Below are 16,154 nucleotides of genomic sequence, written 5' to 3'. Positions count from 1 at the left end.
CGGATTATCCTCGGATCGCCCAGAAGGCCAGGTTCAAGCCCGGGAACTGCCCGGCGATATGGAAGGCAAAACCACCGGAATTGCCCAGTTGCTGCCAATGCTCGCTGCCACGGTCCAGCTCGTAGTAGGTCGAGCCTGCGTGGTACGGCAGTTGGCGCGGCGCCACCGGCAACGGCAGCAAGGTGATGCCCGGCAGTTGCAGGTTGACCAGGTCGCGGATGTGCTCCACCGAGCCGACCTTGCTCTGCTGGCCGAAGCGCGCACGCAGGGTTTCGCCGGGCACATCGGCACGGACCACGAGGATGAAGCTGGCGCTGTCGAGCAAGGTTTTGTCGGCCAGCATGGCCACGTGGACGCCGTAGGCTTTCTCGACAATCGGGATCGGCGTGGCCTTGCTGTCGATCAGCATCGACAGGGCTTCGCGCAGGGCCGCCATGACTGGGGCGAAGCTCAGGGCCAGGTCGTCGTGCTGGTATTGCGGGTATTCCTGGGGACGACGGCCTGAAGTGGAAAAGGTCGAGAACTCACCGGCCAGGCTGACCAGTGCGCTGAAAAAGCGCTCCGGGTGCAGCGGGCTCAACTGGCTGAAATGCTGGATCAGCGGCTGGGCGCGGTTGACCAGTTGCAGCAGCATGAAGTCGGCGATCTCCGACGCACCGCCTGCCCCCGAGGCAACCACGCGGCCCGCCAGGGCTTCGCCGCGCTGGTGCAACAGGCCCAGCAGTTCGCTGCGAAACGCGCTCAATGGCTTGCTCGCGGCCACGTCCAGCACGGGCGGGATGTAGCTGTCGTCGAGGACCAGCGCACGGTCGGCGCGTTTTTCCTTGATGCGCACCAGGCCCACGGCGGCGTAGTCACTGATGCCGTCCTGGGCGGTCAGCAAGCGCAGGGCCCGGGAACCCACGGCCACCGGCGCGCGGTTTTCGAACGGCGCGTTGTCATCGCGCACTTCGCGCACCTGGCTCACGTAGCGCGCGGCTTCCAGGGCTTCGCCTTCATCCACGGTGTCGCGGGCACCCGCACGCTTGAGTGGCAAGGCCAGGTAGACCAGGCCATCGCGCAGGTTGTCGTCGATATTCAGCGGGCTGGGCGCCAGGTCATCCTGGGGAATGTTGAACGGCGTGCCGTCGGGCAACAGGCCGCGCGCCGAGACGATGGCCAGCTTGCCCTGGGCCAGCAGGCCCTGGTCGATCAGCAATTCGGAAAACCCCCAGGCGCCGGCGGACAACGGGCGGCTGCGGGCGTCGATCAGGTTTTCCAGGTAACGGTCATGCTGCTGGAAGTGCTGCGTTCCGATGAACATGCCTTCCGACCAGACCACGCGATTGTTCCAGGACATGGGGAGCTCCGATTGCTTCTTATTGGGCAGGGCTGGATGGGGTGACCACGACGTCGGCGCGCACGGCACGCACATCGAGGCTGATCTGGTATTCGGTGTATTGGCGCGCCGGCACGTTGATCACCGTGCGCCATTGCGCGCGGTCCAACTCGCGATAACCCACCAGCAAGCCGATCTGGCGCGTGGAGGGGTCGAGGTCGCGCTGGATACTCAGTTGCTGGCCGGGTTGCACCATGACTTCGTCCTGGTCCAGCAGGTCCAGGCCGAGGGTCGATTGCGCACGGTCGGCCAGGGCGAAGTAATCGGAGCGGGCGAAGGTGGCGGCGTTCTTCAGTTCGAAAATGCGCACCCGCACCGGCGCGGCCTGGCCGTTGGCGCCGGGGTTAAGCCCGGCAATCGCGTGGAAGTGCAGCTCGACGGCGGCGGTGTTCACTTCAGCCTCAGCAGCCGTTTCGGGTTTGACCGCATCCTTGCTACACGCGGTCAGCAGCAGCGCGGTGGCGACTGCGAGTAAAAACCTGGGAATCATCCTGCGTCCTCAATGACGTACTTAGCTATCCGTTAATCCGTAGGTTGCGGCGCGGTTTTACCGACGCTGTCGCGCGCTGTGTTCTTCGTAGGCCCGGCTGAATTCACGGCCGAACAGGTCCTGGAAATCTTCCTGGGCCTCGCGGGAAATATTGCTGTAGAGCTCGGTGAACTGCTGCCAGTACTGGGCCTGGCGCGAGCCGGCGAACAGGTTCGACAGCCCGCCGGGCTTGCCCATGCGCTCTTCCAGTTGCGCCGGTTCAAAGCGCGTGAGCAAGTGCTTGATCGCTGCTTCCACCCCGGCCATCACCGCCAGTTGGTGGGCGCGCAGGTCATCAAAACTGTCGCGCACGGCAATGTCCGGCGCCATAAACGCCTGGTTGCCGTGGCGAAGCAAAAGCAGTAAAGCTTCGTCGGCATTCGGTGCGAATTTCAACGGATTGTTTTCGGCAGGCTGGATCATGGTCTGCTGCATGCGGAACTCGCCCTTGAGGCTGGCGCGGGCACGCAATACGTCGATCAGGCCTTCGACCATCAGGCGGTAGCTGCGGCCGATGTTTTCCATCTGCGCCTCCGCCTGGGCCTTGTCCAGGCGCAACTGGTCCAGGCCGGCACCGCGCAGGAAGGCTTGCAAGAGATCGGGCGGCTGGGTGGCGGCCACGGGGAGCACTGGCTCGACCACGGGTGGCGGCTGGATGATCGGTGTGGGTGGCGGTGGCGGAGGTGGCGGCGCACTGGCCGACGGCGCCGGCGTGTCGCCAAACAGGTCCCAGTCTTCGGGAATCACCGAGCCCGAGACCACAGGCGTCTCGACCACGGGTACCGCCACCGGGGTCGGCGGGCGGAAGTCGTGTTGTTCGCTGGGAACATGGTCGGCCACGGTGGGCGGCGGCACGGCGGTGGGGCTGAGGAAGTCGAACAGGTCCGGCAGCGTGTCCATCGACGAAGCGCCCTGGAATTGCGGGGCAATCACCGGCGTCGGCGCGGGCTTGTTCGCCACGGCGCCCATCAGGGCCTCAAAGCTGTTCGGCGAATCACCGGCGAATGGCTGGCTGTCGATGGCCTGCACGTTGAAGTCGATCCGCGCCTGGATCTCGTAATCGCCGATGCGGATCAACTCGCCATCCTGCAACAGCTCGCTGTTACCCCTGCGCAAACGGATGCCGGCGTTAACCAACTCCACACCGTTTGTACTGTTATCGGTTAAATAATAACGACCATCTTTGTATTGAATAACGCAGTGCTGCGAAGACACCAGGCGCTCGGGATCAGGCAATACCCAGTCATTATCCGAGCTGCGGCCGATAGCCATCGAGCCCTGGTTCATGGACTTTTCCGAGCATTGCCCGGGGGTAATCTTGTGATAACTAGTGATAGTCAAACACAGCGACATCTTGCCTCCTTGCTGATACTTCGCGCGCAGTCGACCCCAGGGACAGCGACGCCCGGGAGATCCCCATCAGGTCGTGCAATCGACCGTTCAAAACCTGCTGATGCCAGCATGATCGCTGATCTTAACTGGGCTCCATGACAAAAATCCTATGCCGGTGCGTCGTTCGACCCACCAGTCGCGCAGGTTGTTAAGCACCGCACATCTGTCACAGAGGGCGAATAGCTTACCTTGACAAGGCATAAGTACTACACCAAAAATGCACAACTTCTTGAATACCGGTGATGGCACATTAGTGGCATCTTCTTATATGACCAAGAAAACATGCAAAGTTCCTTGCGCAACTAATGCATGCATTGCCCGCCATGTAACGGGCTGATAGGGAGATCAATTTCAGTGGATGTGCCGTTGCTGCTCACCGCCGTTTCCGCGACTTCGCCCTGTGGCGAAGACATGGAATATGACGCGGATTTTCTCCAGCTGGAGCGTGATGCCAAGGGCCAACCCGAGCGCAGCATGGGCGATTCGATCCTGCCCGCCGAGCCGCCGGAATGGCGCAGCATCCAGCAGCAGAGCCTCGACTTGCTGCAGCGCAGCAAAGACCTGCGCATCACCCATTTCCTGTTGCAAAGCTCCCTCGCCCTCCAGGGTGCGGCCGGGCTGGCTGAAGTCCTCACGTTGATCAATGCGCTGCTGCGCGAATACTGGGCCGACCTGCACCCGCGCCTGGATGCCGACGACGATAACGACCCCACCGTACGCATCAACGCCCTCTCCGGCCTGACCAGCGACGCAACCATTCGTCTGCTGCGCGAGAGCATTCTCACGCGCTCGCGCACCTTCGGTCCGGTGAGCCTGCGCGCCGCGTTGAATGCCAGCGGCCTGATGAGTTTCCCCGACGAACAGCTCGGCGCCCAGCAGCTCAACGCCGCGTTCCTCGACAGCGACCCCGAACACCTGCAAGCCACCCGTGACGCCTTGAGCACCGCACGCGCCGCCTGCGAAGCCATCGAGCAGCAGGTCAGCGACCAGGTGGGTTCCGCCCAAGGCGTGGACCTCAGCCTGTTGAAGCAACCGCTCAAGCAGGCGCTGCAGGTGCTTAACCAGTTTGTTCCGAACGGCGCTGCCAGCAGCGAGCCCGAGGCCGTCAGTGACGACAATGCCCCCTCGGTGGACTTCGCCGCTGCCCCCGCCGCACCTCGCCCCAGCGGCGACATCAGCAACCGTGATGACGTGCTGCGCAGCCTCGACAAGATCCTTGCGTATTACACCCGGCACGAGCCTTCGAGCCCGTTGCCTGTGTTGCTGAACCGGGCCAAGCACCTTGTGCACGCCGACTTCGCGGCCATCGTGCGCAATCTGATTCCCGATGGGATGTCCCAATTTGAAAACCTGCGCGGCCCGGACGGCGAGTAAGCCGCTCGACTGCGCAGTAACAACACCGTCGCTCAAGCGACCAGGAGCAGCAACGTGGCGAAGCAAAGTTCTCAGAAATTCATCGCGCGCAACCGCGCGCCTCGAGTGCAGATCGAGTACGACGTCGAGCTCTACGGCGCCGAGAAAAAGGTCCAGCTGCCCTTCGTGATGGGTGTGATGGCCGACCTCGCCGGCAAGCCTGCCGAGCCTCTTCTGCCTGTGGCCGACCGCAAGTTCCTTGAAGTGGACGTCGACAACTTCGACTCGCGCCTCAAGGCCATGCAGCCGCGCGTGGCGTTCCACGTACCCAACGAGCTGACCGGCGAAGGCAACCTGAGCCTGGACATCACCTTCGAAAGTATGGACGACTTCAGCCCGGCCGCCGTGGCCCGCAAGGTCGACTCGCTCAAGCAACTGCTCGAAGCCCGCACCCAGCTGGCCAACCTGCTGACCTACATGGACGGCAAGACTGGCGCTGAAGAAATCATCATGAAGGCGATCAAGGACCCGGCACTGCTCCAGGCACTTGCCAGTGCGCCTAAGCCTGCAGGGGACCAGTAATCATGACTGACAATACCGCCCGCGAAGGCGCCCAGAGCCTGGGTGCAACCGAGGAAACCAGCGAGTTCGCATCCTTGCTGATGCAGGAATTCAAGCCCAAGACCGAGCGTGCCCGCGAAGCCGTGGAAACCGCCGTGCGCACCCTGGCCGAACAGGCCCTGGCGCAAACCGACCTGGTGTCCAACGACGCGATCAAATCGATCGAATCGATCATCGCCGCCATCGACGCCAAGCTCACCGCCCAGGTCAACCAGATCATCCACCACCAGGATTTCCAGCAGCTGGAAAGCGCCTGGCGTGGCCTGCACTACCTGGTCAATAACACCGAGAGCGATGAGCAGCTGAAGATTCGCGTGCTCAACATCTCCAAGCCGGACCTGCACAAGACCCTGAAGAAATTCAAGGGCACCGCGTGGGACCAGAGCCCGCTCTTCAAGAAGATGTACGAAGAAGAGTACGGCCAGTTCGGCGGCGAACCGTACGGCTGCCTGGTAGGCGACTACTACTTCGACCAGTCGCCGCCGGACGTGGAACTGCTGGGCGAGCTGTCGAAAGTCTGCGCCGCCATGCACGCCCCGTTCATCGCTGCGGCGTCGCCGACCGTGATGGGCATGGGCTCATGGCAGGAACTGTCGAACCCGCGCGACCTGACCAAGATCTTCACCACCCCGGAATACGCCGGCTGGCGCTCGCTGCGTGAATCGGAAGACTCGCGCTACATCGGCCTGACCATGCCGCGCTTCCTGGCGCGCCTGCCCTATGGCGCCAAGACCGACCCGGTGGAAGCCTTCGCCTTCGAAGAAAACACCGACGGCGCCGACAGCTCCAAGTACACCTGGGCCAACGCCGCCTACGCGATGGCGGTGAACATCAACCGTTCGTTCAAGCACTACGGCTGGTGCTCGCGCATCCGTGGCGTGGAGTCCGGCGGTGAAGTGGAAAACCTGCCGGCCCACACGTTCCCTACCGATGACGGTGGCGTGGACATGAAGTGCCCGACCGAAATCGCCATCAGCGACCGCCGTGAAGCGGAACTGGCGAAGAACGGTTTCATGCCGCTGCTGCACAAGAAAAACACTGACTTCGCCGCGTTCATCGGCGCCCAGTCGTTGCAGAAGCCGGCCGAATACGACGACCCGGACGCCACCGCCAACGCCAACCTGGCCGCGCGCCTGCCGTACCTGTTCGCCACTTGCCGTTTCGCGCACTACTTGAAGTGCATCGTGCGCGACAAGATCGGTTCCTTCAAAGAGAAGGACGAGATGCAACGCTGGTTGCAGGACTGGATCCTCAACTACGTCGACGGTGACCCGGCGCACTCCACCGAGACCACCAAGGCCCAGCACCCGTTGGCCGCCGCCGAGGTGATCGTGGAAGACGTCGAGGGCAACCCGGGGTACTACAACTCCAAGTTCTACCTGCGCCCGCACTACCAGCTCGAAGGGCTGACCGTGTCGTTGCGCCTGGTATCGAAGCTGCCTTCGGCGAAAAGCGCGTAAAAAATCGGGACTGGCTCGCTCCCTGTAGGAGCGAGCCTGCTCGCGAAAAACTTGAAGGCGCTGCGTTCATCCAGGATGCCCGCGTCACCGTTGACGACCTTCGCGAGCAAGCTCGCTCCTACAGGGGTCGGCGGCGTTAACAAATACAGTGGCTGAGGCCACACAGGGAGAAAACATGGCTGTTGATATTTTCATCAAGATCGGCGACATCAAGGGCGAGTCCATGGACAAGGCCCACAAGGACGAAATCGACGTGCTGAACTGGAGCTGGGGCATGGCCCAGTCCGGCAACATGCACGTTGGCGGTGGCGGCGGTGCGGGCAAGGTGAACATCCAGGACCTGTCGCTGACCAAGTACGTCGACAAGGCCTCGCCGAACCTGATGATGCACTGCGCCAGCGGCAAGCACATCGACAAGGTCAAGCTGACCGTGCGCAAGGCCGGTGGCGAAAGCCAGGTCGAGTACATGGTGATCAACCTGGAAGAAGTGCTGGTAACGTCCCTGAGCACCGGCGGCTCGGGCGGCGATGACCGCCTGACTGAAAACGTCACCTTGAACTTCGCCCAAGTGATGGTCGACTACCAGCCGCAGAAAGCCGACGGCACCAAAGACGGCGGCGCGATCAAGTTTGGCTGGAACATCCGTTCCAACACCAAGCGCTGATACGCCTACCTCGCTCCGCCGTAGCAGCTGCCGAGCGAAGCGAGGCTGCGTTCGAGGACGAAGTCCTCGCACACCAGGCACTGAGGTTTACCTGATGAAACTCAGTGCCTGCTCTACGACTGCTTCGCAGTCGGACGCAGCCTCGCTTCGCTCGGCAGCTGCTACGGCGGGTCTTTCATTTTCGATATTGTCCGTGGAGCTGCTTTGGTGGTAACTGAAATCGCTTCCCGCGACCGTCTGCAACCGTCCCTGCTGGACCGGTTGACCGACGACGACCCAACCAATCCCAAGGAAAGCGCCGATAAACGCGTGCTGTCCCTGACCCAACTGAAAGCCTCGGTGCTGCGCGACCTGGCGTGGCTGCTCAATACCACGTCGTTGCTCGATGCCGATGCCACGCTGCACACACAGGCAGGCACCTCGGTGGTCAATTACGGCCTGCCGGCGCTGGCGGGCAACAGCGTTTCCAGCGTCGACATCAAGGCCCTGGAAGCCCTGATCTACCAGGCGATTGCCACCTTTGAACCGCGCATCCTGCGCCATACACTGCGGGTGAAGGCCCGCGTCGGCCATGGCGAGATGAATCACAACGCCCTGAGTTTCGAGATCGAAGGCGACCTGTGGGCGCAGCCGGTGCCCTTGCGCCTGTTGCTGCAAACCGACCTCGACCTGGAATCCGGCCATGTGCGCGTAGTGAATGCCGACCAGCGGAGACGCCCATGAACCCGCGCCTGCTGGAGCTGTACAACCAGGAACTGCACCACGTGCGTGAAAGCGCGGCGGAGTTCGCCAAGGAATACCCGAAGATCGCCAGTCGGCTGACCTTGTCCGGTATGGACTGCGCCGACCCGTACGTCGAACGCCTGCTTGAGGGCTTTGCCTACCTCACTGCCCGCGTACAGCTCAAACTCGACGCCGAGTACCCGACCTTCACCCACAACCTGCTGGAAATCGCCTACCCGCACTACCTGGCGCCGACACCATCGATGACCGTGGTGCAATTGCACACCGACCCCGATGAAGGCTCCCTGGCCAGCGGCTTCCCGCTGCCGCGCGACACCGTGTTGCGCGCCGCCCTGGGCCGCGAAACCCAGACCTGCTGCGAGTACCGCACCGCGCATCCGGTGACGTTGTGGCCGTTGCAGGTCAGCAGCGCCGAGTACTTCGGCAACCCCGCCGCCGTACTCGGGCGCCTGGCCGCCAGCGAGCCGAAAGCCAAGGCCGGCTTGCGCCTGACCCTGCGCACCGGCGCCGAATTGCCGTTCAACAGCCTCGACCTGGACAACCTGCCGCTGTACCTCAGCGGGGCCGACGAGCAACCGTTCCGCCTTTATGAACAACTGCTGGGCAATGCCTGCGCAGTGTTTGCACGCAAGCCCGGTGGCGATTGGGTCGAGCGCCTGCCCCAGGACGCGCTGCGCTCGCGGGGTTTCGACGACGCCGATGCGGCCATGCCGGTGGTCGCGCGGGCCTTCCAGGGCTATCGCCTGTTGCAGGAATACTTCGCCCTGCCCCACCGCTTCCTGTTCGTCGAATTCGCCGAGCTGAGCCGCGCGGTCAAGCGTTGCGACGGCCAGGAGCTGGAACTGATCGTGCTGTTCGACCGTCACGAGCCAAGCCTGGAAGGCAGCGTCGGCGCGGCGCAGTTCCTGCCGTTCTGCACCCCGGCGATCAACCTGTTCCCGAAGCGCGTGGACCGCATCCACTTGTCCGACCGGGTCAACGAGCACCACGTGATCGCCGACCGCACGCGGCCGATGGATTTCGAAATTCATTCGTTGAGCGGCATCACCGGCCACGGCACCGGGCCAGAGCAGCCCTTTTTACCGTTCTATGCGGTACGCGATCCATCCCGTTATGGCCGCGACCAGGCGTACTACACCGTGCGCCGCGAGCCACGGGTGTTGTCCAGCGACCAGCGCCGCAACGGCCCGCGCTCCACCTATGTGGGCAGCGAAACCTTTGTCAGCCTGGTCGACAGCCGCCAGGCGCCGTATCGCCACGACCTGCGCCAACTCGGCGTGACCGCGCTGTGCACCAACCGCGACCTGCCGTTGTTCATGAGCGTGGGCAACGGCAAGACCGACTTCACCCTGGCCGACAGCGCGCCGGTGTTATCCGTGCGTTGCGTCGCCGGGCCAAGCCGTCCACGCGCCAGCCATGCCCATGACGCCAAGGCCTGGCGCCTGATCAGCCAGTTGTCGCTCAACTATTTGTCCCTGAGCGAGCAAGGCCAGGGCGCGGCGGCGTTGCGCGAACTGCTGCGCCTGTATGGCGACAGCAACGACGCGGCGCTGCAATTGCAGATCGAAGGCTTGCGCGACGTCAGCAGCAAGGCCGTCACCCGGCGCCTGCCGATGCCCGGCCCGATTGTGTTTGGTCGCGGCCTGGAAATTACCTTGGAGTTCGATGAAAACGCGTTTCGCGGCACCGGCGTGTTCCTGCTCGGTGCGGTGCTGGAACGCTTCCTGGCACGCTACGTGTCGATCAACAGTTTTACCGAGACGGTGATCCGTACCACCGAACGCGGCGAGATCATGCGATGGAAAGCCAAGCCCGGGCGTCGTCCGACCCTGTGAGTACGTTGGATGCGATGCATCAGGAGCCCTGGGAATACGATTTCTTCCAGGCGTTGCGGCGTATCGAGTGCGAATCGCCCGAGCTGCCGCGCCTGGGCCATTCCCTGCGCCTGGCGGATGACCCGTTGCGCCTGGGGCAACAGGCCGATTGCACCTTCGCCCCGGCCACCCTGGCCTCGGTCGATCCCGGCGGCGACGGCAAACCGGCACGGCTGGAACAGTTCTTCTTCGGCCTGGGTGGCCCCAACGGCCCGTTGCCGCTGCATATCACCGAGTACGTACGCGAGCGTCAGCGCAACAACGCCGACAGCACCAGCAAGCAGTTCCTGGACGTCTTCCACCACCGCCTGCTGAGCCTGTTTTACCGAGCCTGGGCCGAGGCGCGGCCGACGGTCAGCCACGACCGCCCGGACGATGACTACTGGTCCGCACGCCTCGCCGCCTTGAGTGGCCGGGGCATGCCGAGCCTGCTTAACCAGGGGTTGATCCCCGACACGGCGAAGCTGCACTACAGCGGCCACCTGTCGGCACAAACCCGCTACCCGGACGGTTTGAAGGCGATCCTCGGCGAGTATTTCGGCCTGCCGGTGGAGATCGAAGAATACGTCGGCCAATGGCTGGAACTGCCCGAGCGCAGCCGCGTAGGCGTGAGCGCCAACCAGCTGGGGGTGGACTTCTGCCTGGGCAGCCACGTGTGGGACCGCCAGCATAAATTCCGCATCCGCCTGGGCCCGCTCAAGTTGGACGACTACATGGGCATGCTGCCCGGCAGCCAGCCGTTCAACGAGCTGGTGGCGTGGGTGGCCGAGTACCTGGGCCATGAATTGGACTGGGACTTGAACCTGATTCTGCAACAACCCGAAGTACCGGCGCTGCAACTCAATGGCCAGTTCCGCCTGGGCTTCAACACCTGGCTCGGCTGCCCTGCGGTTGATGCCAACGACCTAATCCTGGCCCGGCATTACGCCGATCAAGCCACCACCTCAAGGAATCCAGAGCATGGGTGAAATCAGTCGCGCCGCACTGTTCGGCAAACTCAACAGCGTGGCCTACAAGGCCATCGAAGCCGCCACCGTGTTCTGCAAGCTGCGGGGCAACCCGTACGTGGAACTGGCCCACTGGTTCCACCAGTTGCTGCAACTGCAGGATTCGGACCTGCACCGCATCATCCGCCAGTTCAACCTCGAGCCGGCGCGCCTGGCCCGTGACCTCACCGAAGCCCTGGACCGCCTGCCGCGTGGCTCGACGTCGATCACCGACTTGTCGTCCCACGTTGAAGAGGCGGTAGAGCGCGGCTGGGTGTACGGCAGCCTGATGTTCGGCGAAAGCCAGGTGCGCACCGGCTACCTGGTGCTGGGCATCCTCAAGACGCCAAGCCTGCGCCATGCGCTGCTGGGCTTGTCCTCGGAGTTCGACAAGATCAAGGCCGAAGCCCTGAGCGAGCGTTTTGACGAATACGTCGGTGATTCGCCGGAAAACGCCCTGACTGCCAGCGACGGTTTCAATGCCGGCGCCGTGCCGGGCGAGGCCAGCGGCGCCATGGCACCGAGTGCGATGGGCAAGCAGGAAGCCCTCAAGCGCTTCACCGTTGACCTCACCGAACAAGCGCGCAGCGGCAAGCTCGATCCGATCGTGGGCCGTGACGAAGAGATCCGCCAACTGGTGGACATCCTCATGCGCCGCCGCCAGAACAACCCGATCCTCACCGGTGAAGCCGGCGTCGGCAAGACCGCTGTGGTCGAAGGTTTTGCCCTGCGCATCGTCGCCGGTGACGTGCCGCCCGCCTTGAAAGACGTGGAACTGCGCAGCCTCGACGTCGGCCTGCTGCAAGCCGGCGCGAGCATGAAAGGCGAGTTCGAACAGCGTCTGCGCCAGGTCATCGAAGACGTCCAGGCCTCGCCGAAACCGATCATTCTGTTTATCGACGAAGCCCACACCCTGGTAGGTGCCGGTGGCGCCGCCGGGACCGGTGATGCGGCCAACCTGCTCAAACCCGCCCTGGCCCGTGGCACCCTGCGCACCGTGGCCGCGACTACCTGGGCCGAGTACAAGAAGCACATCGAGAAAGACCCGGCCCTGACCCGCCGCTTCCAGGTGGTACAAGTGGCCGAGCCATCGGAAGACAAGGCGCTGCTGATGATGCGCGGCGTGGCCTCGACCATGGAGAAACACCACCAGGTGCAGATCCTCGACGAAGCCCTGGAAGCCTCGGTGAAGCTGTCCCATCGCTATATCCCGGCGCGCCAGTTGCCGGATAAATCCGTGAGCCTGCTGGACACCGCCTGCGCCCGCGTCGCCATCAGCCTGCACGCGGTGCCGGCCGAAGTGGACGACAGTCGCCGCCGCATCGAAGCCCTGGAAACCGAGCTGCAAATCATCGCCCGCGAGCATGCCATCGGCATTGCCATTGGTGCGCGCCAGAGCAACAGCGAAGCCCTGTTAAGCGCCGAGCGTGAGCGCCTGGCGACCCTGGAAAGCCGCTGGGCCGAAGAGAAAACCCTGGTGGATGAGCTGCTCGCCACCCGTGCAACCCTGCGCGAAAAGGCCGGGGTTGTGGACAGCGATGCAGGTAACAACGAGAGCGATGAGTTGCGTGCGCAACTGGTCGACCTGCAACAGCGCCTCACCGCGCTGCAAGGCGAAACCCCGTTGATTCTGCCGACCGTGGATTACCAGGCCGTGGCCTCGGTGGTCGCCGACTGGACCGGTATCCCGGTGGGCCGCATGGCCCGCAACGAACTGGAAACCGTGCTCAACCTCGACCAGCACCTGAAAAAACGCATCATCGGCCAGGACCACGCCCTGCAGATGATCGCCAAGCGCATCCAGACCTCCCGCGCCGGCCTCGACAACCCGAGCAAGCCGATTGGCGTGTTCATGCTGGCCGGCACCTCCGGCGTGGGCAAGACCGAAACCGCCCTGGCCCTGGCCGAAGCCATGTATGGCGGTGAGCAGAATGTAATCACCATCAACATGAGCGAGTTCCAGGAAGCCCACACGGTGTCCACCCTCAAGGGCGCGCCTCCGGGCTATATCGGCTACGGCGAAGGCGGCGTGCTGACCGAAGCGGTGCGGCGCAAGCCCTACAGCGTGGTGCTGCTGGACGAGGTGGAAAAAGCCCACCCGGACGTGCATGAGATCTTCTTCCAGGTGTTCGACAAGGGCGTGATGGAAGACGGCGAAGGCCGGGTGATCGACTTCAAGAACACCCTGATCCTGCTGACCACCAACGCCGGTACCGAGCTGATTTCCCAGGTCTGCAAGGACCCGGCGAACATCCCCGAGCCGGAAGAAATCGCCAAGGCCCTGCGCCAGCCATTGCTGGAGATCTTCCCGCCCGCCTTGCTCGGCCGCCTGGTGACGATCCCGTACTACCCGCTGAGCGACGAGATGCTCAAGGCGATCACCCGCCTGCAACTCAACCGCATCAAGAAGCGCGTGGAGACGACCCACAAGGTCGCCTTCGACTACGACGACGCGGTGGTCGACCTGATCGTCTCGCGCTGCACCGAGACCGAAAGCGGCGGGCGCATGATCGACACCATCCTCACCAACAGCCTGCTGCCGGACATGAGCCGTGAATTCCTCACGCGCATGCTCGAAGGCAAGGCATTGGCGGGTGTGCGCATCAGCAGCCGGGATAACGAGCTGCATTACGACTTCAGCGACGCCGAATAACGACTGTTGGAATGCAATGCAAATGTGGGAGGGGGCTTGCCCCCTCCCATATTTCGAACCGGTTCCGTCAGTTATTTAGTCATTTACAGGTTAACCGATGCTATTCAACCAAGCCTCACGCCTGGCCAAGATCACCAGCCCTCTCGGGCCGGATGTGCTGCTGCTCAATGAAATGGGCGGCGGCGAAGAGCTGGGCCGCCTGTTCAACTATGAACTGCAACTGACGTCCCTGGATGCCAACATCGACCTCAACCAGTTGCTCGGCAAGCCCATGAGCGTGGGCGTGCAACTGGCGGACGGCGGTGAGCGGCACTTCCACGGCATCGTCGCGCGGTGCAGCCAGAACATCGACCAGGGCCAGTTCGCCAGTTACCAGGTGACGCTGCGCCCGTGGTTCTGGCTGCTGACTCGCACCTCGGACTGCCGGATTTTCCAGAACCTGAGCATCCCGCAGATCATCAAGCAGGTGTTCCGCGACCTGGGGTTTTCCGACTTCGAAGACGCCCTGAGCCGGCCGTACCGCGAGTGGGAATACTGCGTGCAGTACCGCGAGACCAGCTTCGATTTCGTCAGCCGCCTGATGGAACAGGAAGGCATCTACTACTTCTTCCGCCATGAACAGGACCGCCATGTGCTGGTGCTGGCCGACGCCTATGGCGCCCACACCACGGTGCCGGGCTATGCGTCGATCCCGTATTACCCCAAGGACGAGCAGCAGCGCGAACGCGACCACATGCACAACTGGCACCTGGCGCAGGAGGTTCAGCCCGGCTCGCTGGAGCTCAACGACTACGACTTCCAGCGCCCCAGCGCCAGCATCGACGTGCGCTCGGCCATGCCGCGCCCGCATACCGCCGGCGACTACCCGCTGTACGACTACCCCGGCACCTACGTGCAAAGCGCCGACGGCGAACACTACGCGCGCACCCGCATCGAAGCCCTGCAAACCCTGCATGAACAGGTCGAGTTCGCCGGCAATGCCCGTGGCCTGGGTTCCGGCCACCTGTTCAGCCTCACCGGCTTCAGCCGCCAGGACCAGAACCGCGAATACCTGATCGTCGGCTGCCGCTACTACATCGTCCAGGAAAGCCTGGAAAGCGGCGGCGGTTCGGGTTCGGCGCAGTTCGAAAGCAGCCTGACCTGCATCGACGCCCAGCAAAGCTTCCGCCCGCTGGCCACCACCCACCGCCCCATCGTCAAAGGCCCGCAGACGGCATTGGTGGTTGGCCCCAAAGGCGAGGAAATCTGGACCGACCAGTACGGCCGCGTGAAGGTGCACTTCTACTGGGACCGCCACGACCAATCCAACGAAAACAGCTCGTGCTGGATCCGCGTGTCGCAGTCCTGGGCCGGCAAGAACTGGGGCTCGATGCAGATTCCACGGATCGGCCAGGAAGTGATTGTCAGTTTTCTGGAAGGTGATCCGGACCGCCCGATCATCACCGGGCGGGTGTACAACGCCGAGCAGACGGTGCCCTACGACCTGCCGGAGAACGCGACCCAGAGCGGCATGAAGAGTCGCTCGAGCAAGGGCGGCACGCCGGCCAACTTCAATGAAATCCGCATGGAGGACAAGAAGGGGTTGGAGCAGTTGTATATCCATGCCGAGCGTAACCAGGACATTGTTGTCGAGGTGGACGAGAGTCATTCCGTCGGGCACGACCGCAATAAAAGTATCGGCCATAACGAGACGGTGACCATCGGCAACAACCGCCTGCGCATCGTCAAGCAGGAAGACATCCTCTCGGTGGGCCAGAGAAAGACCGACAGCATCAGCCAGAGCTACGTCATCGAAGTGGGCGAAAACCTGCGCCTGGTCTGCGGTGAAAGCATCCTGGAGCTCAACGCCAGTGGGCAGATCAACCTGACCGGCGTGCAAATCAGCTTCTACGCCAGCGGCGATGCCGAGTTCAATACCGGCGGCGTGCTGCACCTGAACAACGGCGGCGGCCCTGGCGCCACGCCCGACGGCCAGGGCCAGAAAGGCGCCATCGACGCCAATATCAAAGCCGCCTTCCCCGCGCCTAAAAGCTCCTGACGAGACCCGTTTGCCATGACGTACCGAATCAACGAATTCCAGTTTCAATTGCCCGCCAGTGAGTTGCAGGACGCGACGATCAATATCCTCAAGTTCCCGGAGTTGGGCACATCCCTGATCGTCAGCCGCAGCCTGTTGGCCGACGGCGAAACCCTGCACAGCAACTTCAACGACCAACTCCAGCGCCTGGAAAAACAAGTGCAGGATTTGCGCTATCAACCGGGTGTGGACGTGCGTTTGGGCGCCGCGCAGGAGGTGGAAGGCATCGAGCTGCGCAGCCAATTCAACAAGGGCAATGACAAGGTGTTCCAGTACCAGCTGGCCTTGGTGATACCGGGCACGCGCAAGATGCTCGCCTTGAGTTATGTGAAGGCGGAGAAGCTTGGGGATGCCGAGGCGGCGCATTGGGCGTTGATTAAAAATTCGCTGTCGTTCGACGCTATTTCCTGATGAGTTGCCTGC

General features: G+C 63.1%; 13 protein-coding genes. 10 read left to right on the top strand and 3 right to left on the bottom strand.

Going from position 1 to position 16,154, the window contains the following annotated elements:
* Window positions 1-4: 4 nt before the first annotated feature.
* The 3 genes from tssK to tagH are packed head-to-tail and all read right to left on the bottom strand — an operon-like array spanning window position 5 to window position 3,260.
* Window positions 5-1,339, bottom strand: a complete 1,335-nt coding sequence (gene tssK / locus V3W40_RS16985; RefSeq protein ID WP_065926728.1) for a type VI secretion system baseplate subunit TssK — start codon at window positions 1,337-1,339, stop codon at window positions 5-7.
* Between the two features lie 19 nt (window positions 1,340-1,358).
* Entirely contained in the window at window positions 1,359-1,868 is a 510-nt protein-coding gene (tssJ, locus tag V3W40_RS16980) for a type VI secretion system lipoprotein TssJ (protein WP_065926729.1), read from the bottom strand.
* A 57-nt stretch (window positions 1,869-1,925) separates the two neighbouring features.
* Window positions 1,926-3,260 carry a type VI secretion system-associated FHA domain protein TagH gene (gene tagH / locus V3W40_RS16975; RefSeq protein WP_065926730.1) on the bottom strand — a complete coding sequence of 445 codons (1,335 nt, stop codon included), beginning with the start codon at window positions 3,258-3,260 and terminating at the stop codon, window positions 1,926-1,928.
* Between the two features lie 393 nt (window positions 3,261-3,653).
* On the opposite strand from tagH, the gene tssA reads away from it, so the two are divergent.
* From tssA to V3W40_RS16925, 10 genes are all read left to right on the top strand, one after another.
* Window positions 3,654-4,673 (top strand): type VI secretion system protein TssA, encoded by a 1,020-nt coding sequence (tssA, locus tag V3W40_RS16970; protein WP_065926731.1) that lies wholly within the window; start codon window positions 3,654-3,656, stop codon window positions 4,671-4,673.
* A 54-nt stretch (window positions 4,674-4,727) separates the two neighbouring features.
* A complete protein-coding gene (gene tssB / locus V3W40_RS16965; RefSeq protein ID WP_065926732.1) occupies window positions 4,728-5,234 on the top strand; it encodes a type VI secretion system contractile sheath small subunit in 507 nt (168 codons plus the stop codon).
* 2 nt (window positions 5,235-5,236) lie between these two features.
* Window positions 5,237-6,733, top strand: a complete 1,497-nt coding sequence (gene tssC, locus V3W40_RS16960; RefSeq protein WP_065926733.1) for a type VI secretion system contractile sheath large subunit — start codon at window positions 5,237-5,239, stop codon at window positions 6,731-6,733.
* Window positions 6,734-6,908: 175 nt separating this feature from the next.
* Complete coding sequence (locus tag V3W40_RS16955) at window positions 6,909-7,397, top strand: Hcp family type VI secretion system effector (protein ID WP_015886558.1); 489 nt, start codon at window positions 6,909-6,911, stop codon at window positions 7,395-7,397.
* A gap of 207 nt (window positions 7,398-7,604) precedes the next feature.
* A complete protein-coding gene (tssE, locus tag V3W40_RS16950; RefSeq protein ID WP_027608263.1) occupies window positions 7,605-8,120 on the top strand; it encodes a type VI secretion system baseplate subunit TssE in 516 nt (171 codons plus the stop codon).
* Window positions 8,117-9,976: a type VI secretion system baseplate subunit TssF gene (tssF, locus tag V3W40_RS16945; RefSeq protein WP_027608262.1), complete on the top strand. Its 1,860-nt coding sequence runs from the start codon at window positions 8,117-8,119 to the stop codon at window positions 9,974-9,976. The genes tssE and tssF overlap by 4 nt, the downstream gene beginning before the upstream one ends.
* Entirely contained in the window at window positions 9,940-10,983 is a 1,044-nt protein-coding gene (gene tssG / locus V3W40_RS16940; RefSeq protein ID WP_065926735.1) for a type VI secretion system baseplate subunit TssG, read from the top strand. The genes tssF and tssG overlap by 37 nt, the downstream gene beginning before the upstream one ends.
* A complete protein-coding gene (gene tssH / locus V3W40_RS16935; RefSeq protein ID WP_330215379.1) occupies window positions 10,976-13,654 on the top strand; it encodes a type VI secretion system ATPase TssH in 2,679 nt (892 codons plus the stop codon). Before tssG ends, tssH begins: the two co-directional genes overlap by 8 nt.
* Window positions 13,655-13,751: 97 nt before the next feature.
* Entirely contained in the window at window positions 13,752-15,692 is a 1,941-nt protein-coding gene (locus V3W40_RS16930) for a type VI secretion system Vgr family protein (protein ID WP_065946492.1), read from the top strand.
* Between the two features lie 15 nt (window positions 15,693-15,707).
* Window positions 15,708-16,142 carry a DcrB-related protein gene (locus tag V3W40_RS16925; protein WP_090401408.1) on the top strand — a complete coding sequence of 145 codons (435 nt, stop codon included), beginning with the start codon at window positions 15,708-15,710 and terminating at the stop codon, window positions 16,140-16,142.
* The last annotated feature ends 12 nt before the right edge of the window (window positions 16,143-16,154 follow it).

Origin of the sequence: Pseudomonas sp. AM8 (assembly GCF_036346475.1) — a bacterium.
GTDB classification, from domain to species: domain Bacteria; phylum Pseudomonadota; class Gammaproteobacteria; order Pseudomonadales; family Pseudomonadaceae; genus Aquipseudomonas; species Aquipseudomonas marginalis.
The sequence above is the reverse complement of the archived record's forward strand: the minus strand, read 5'-3'. Positions and strand labels throughout refer to the sequence as shown.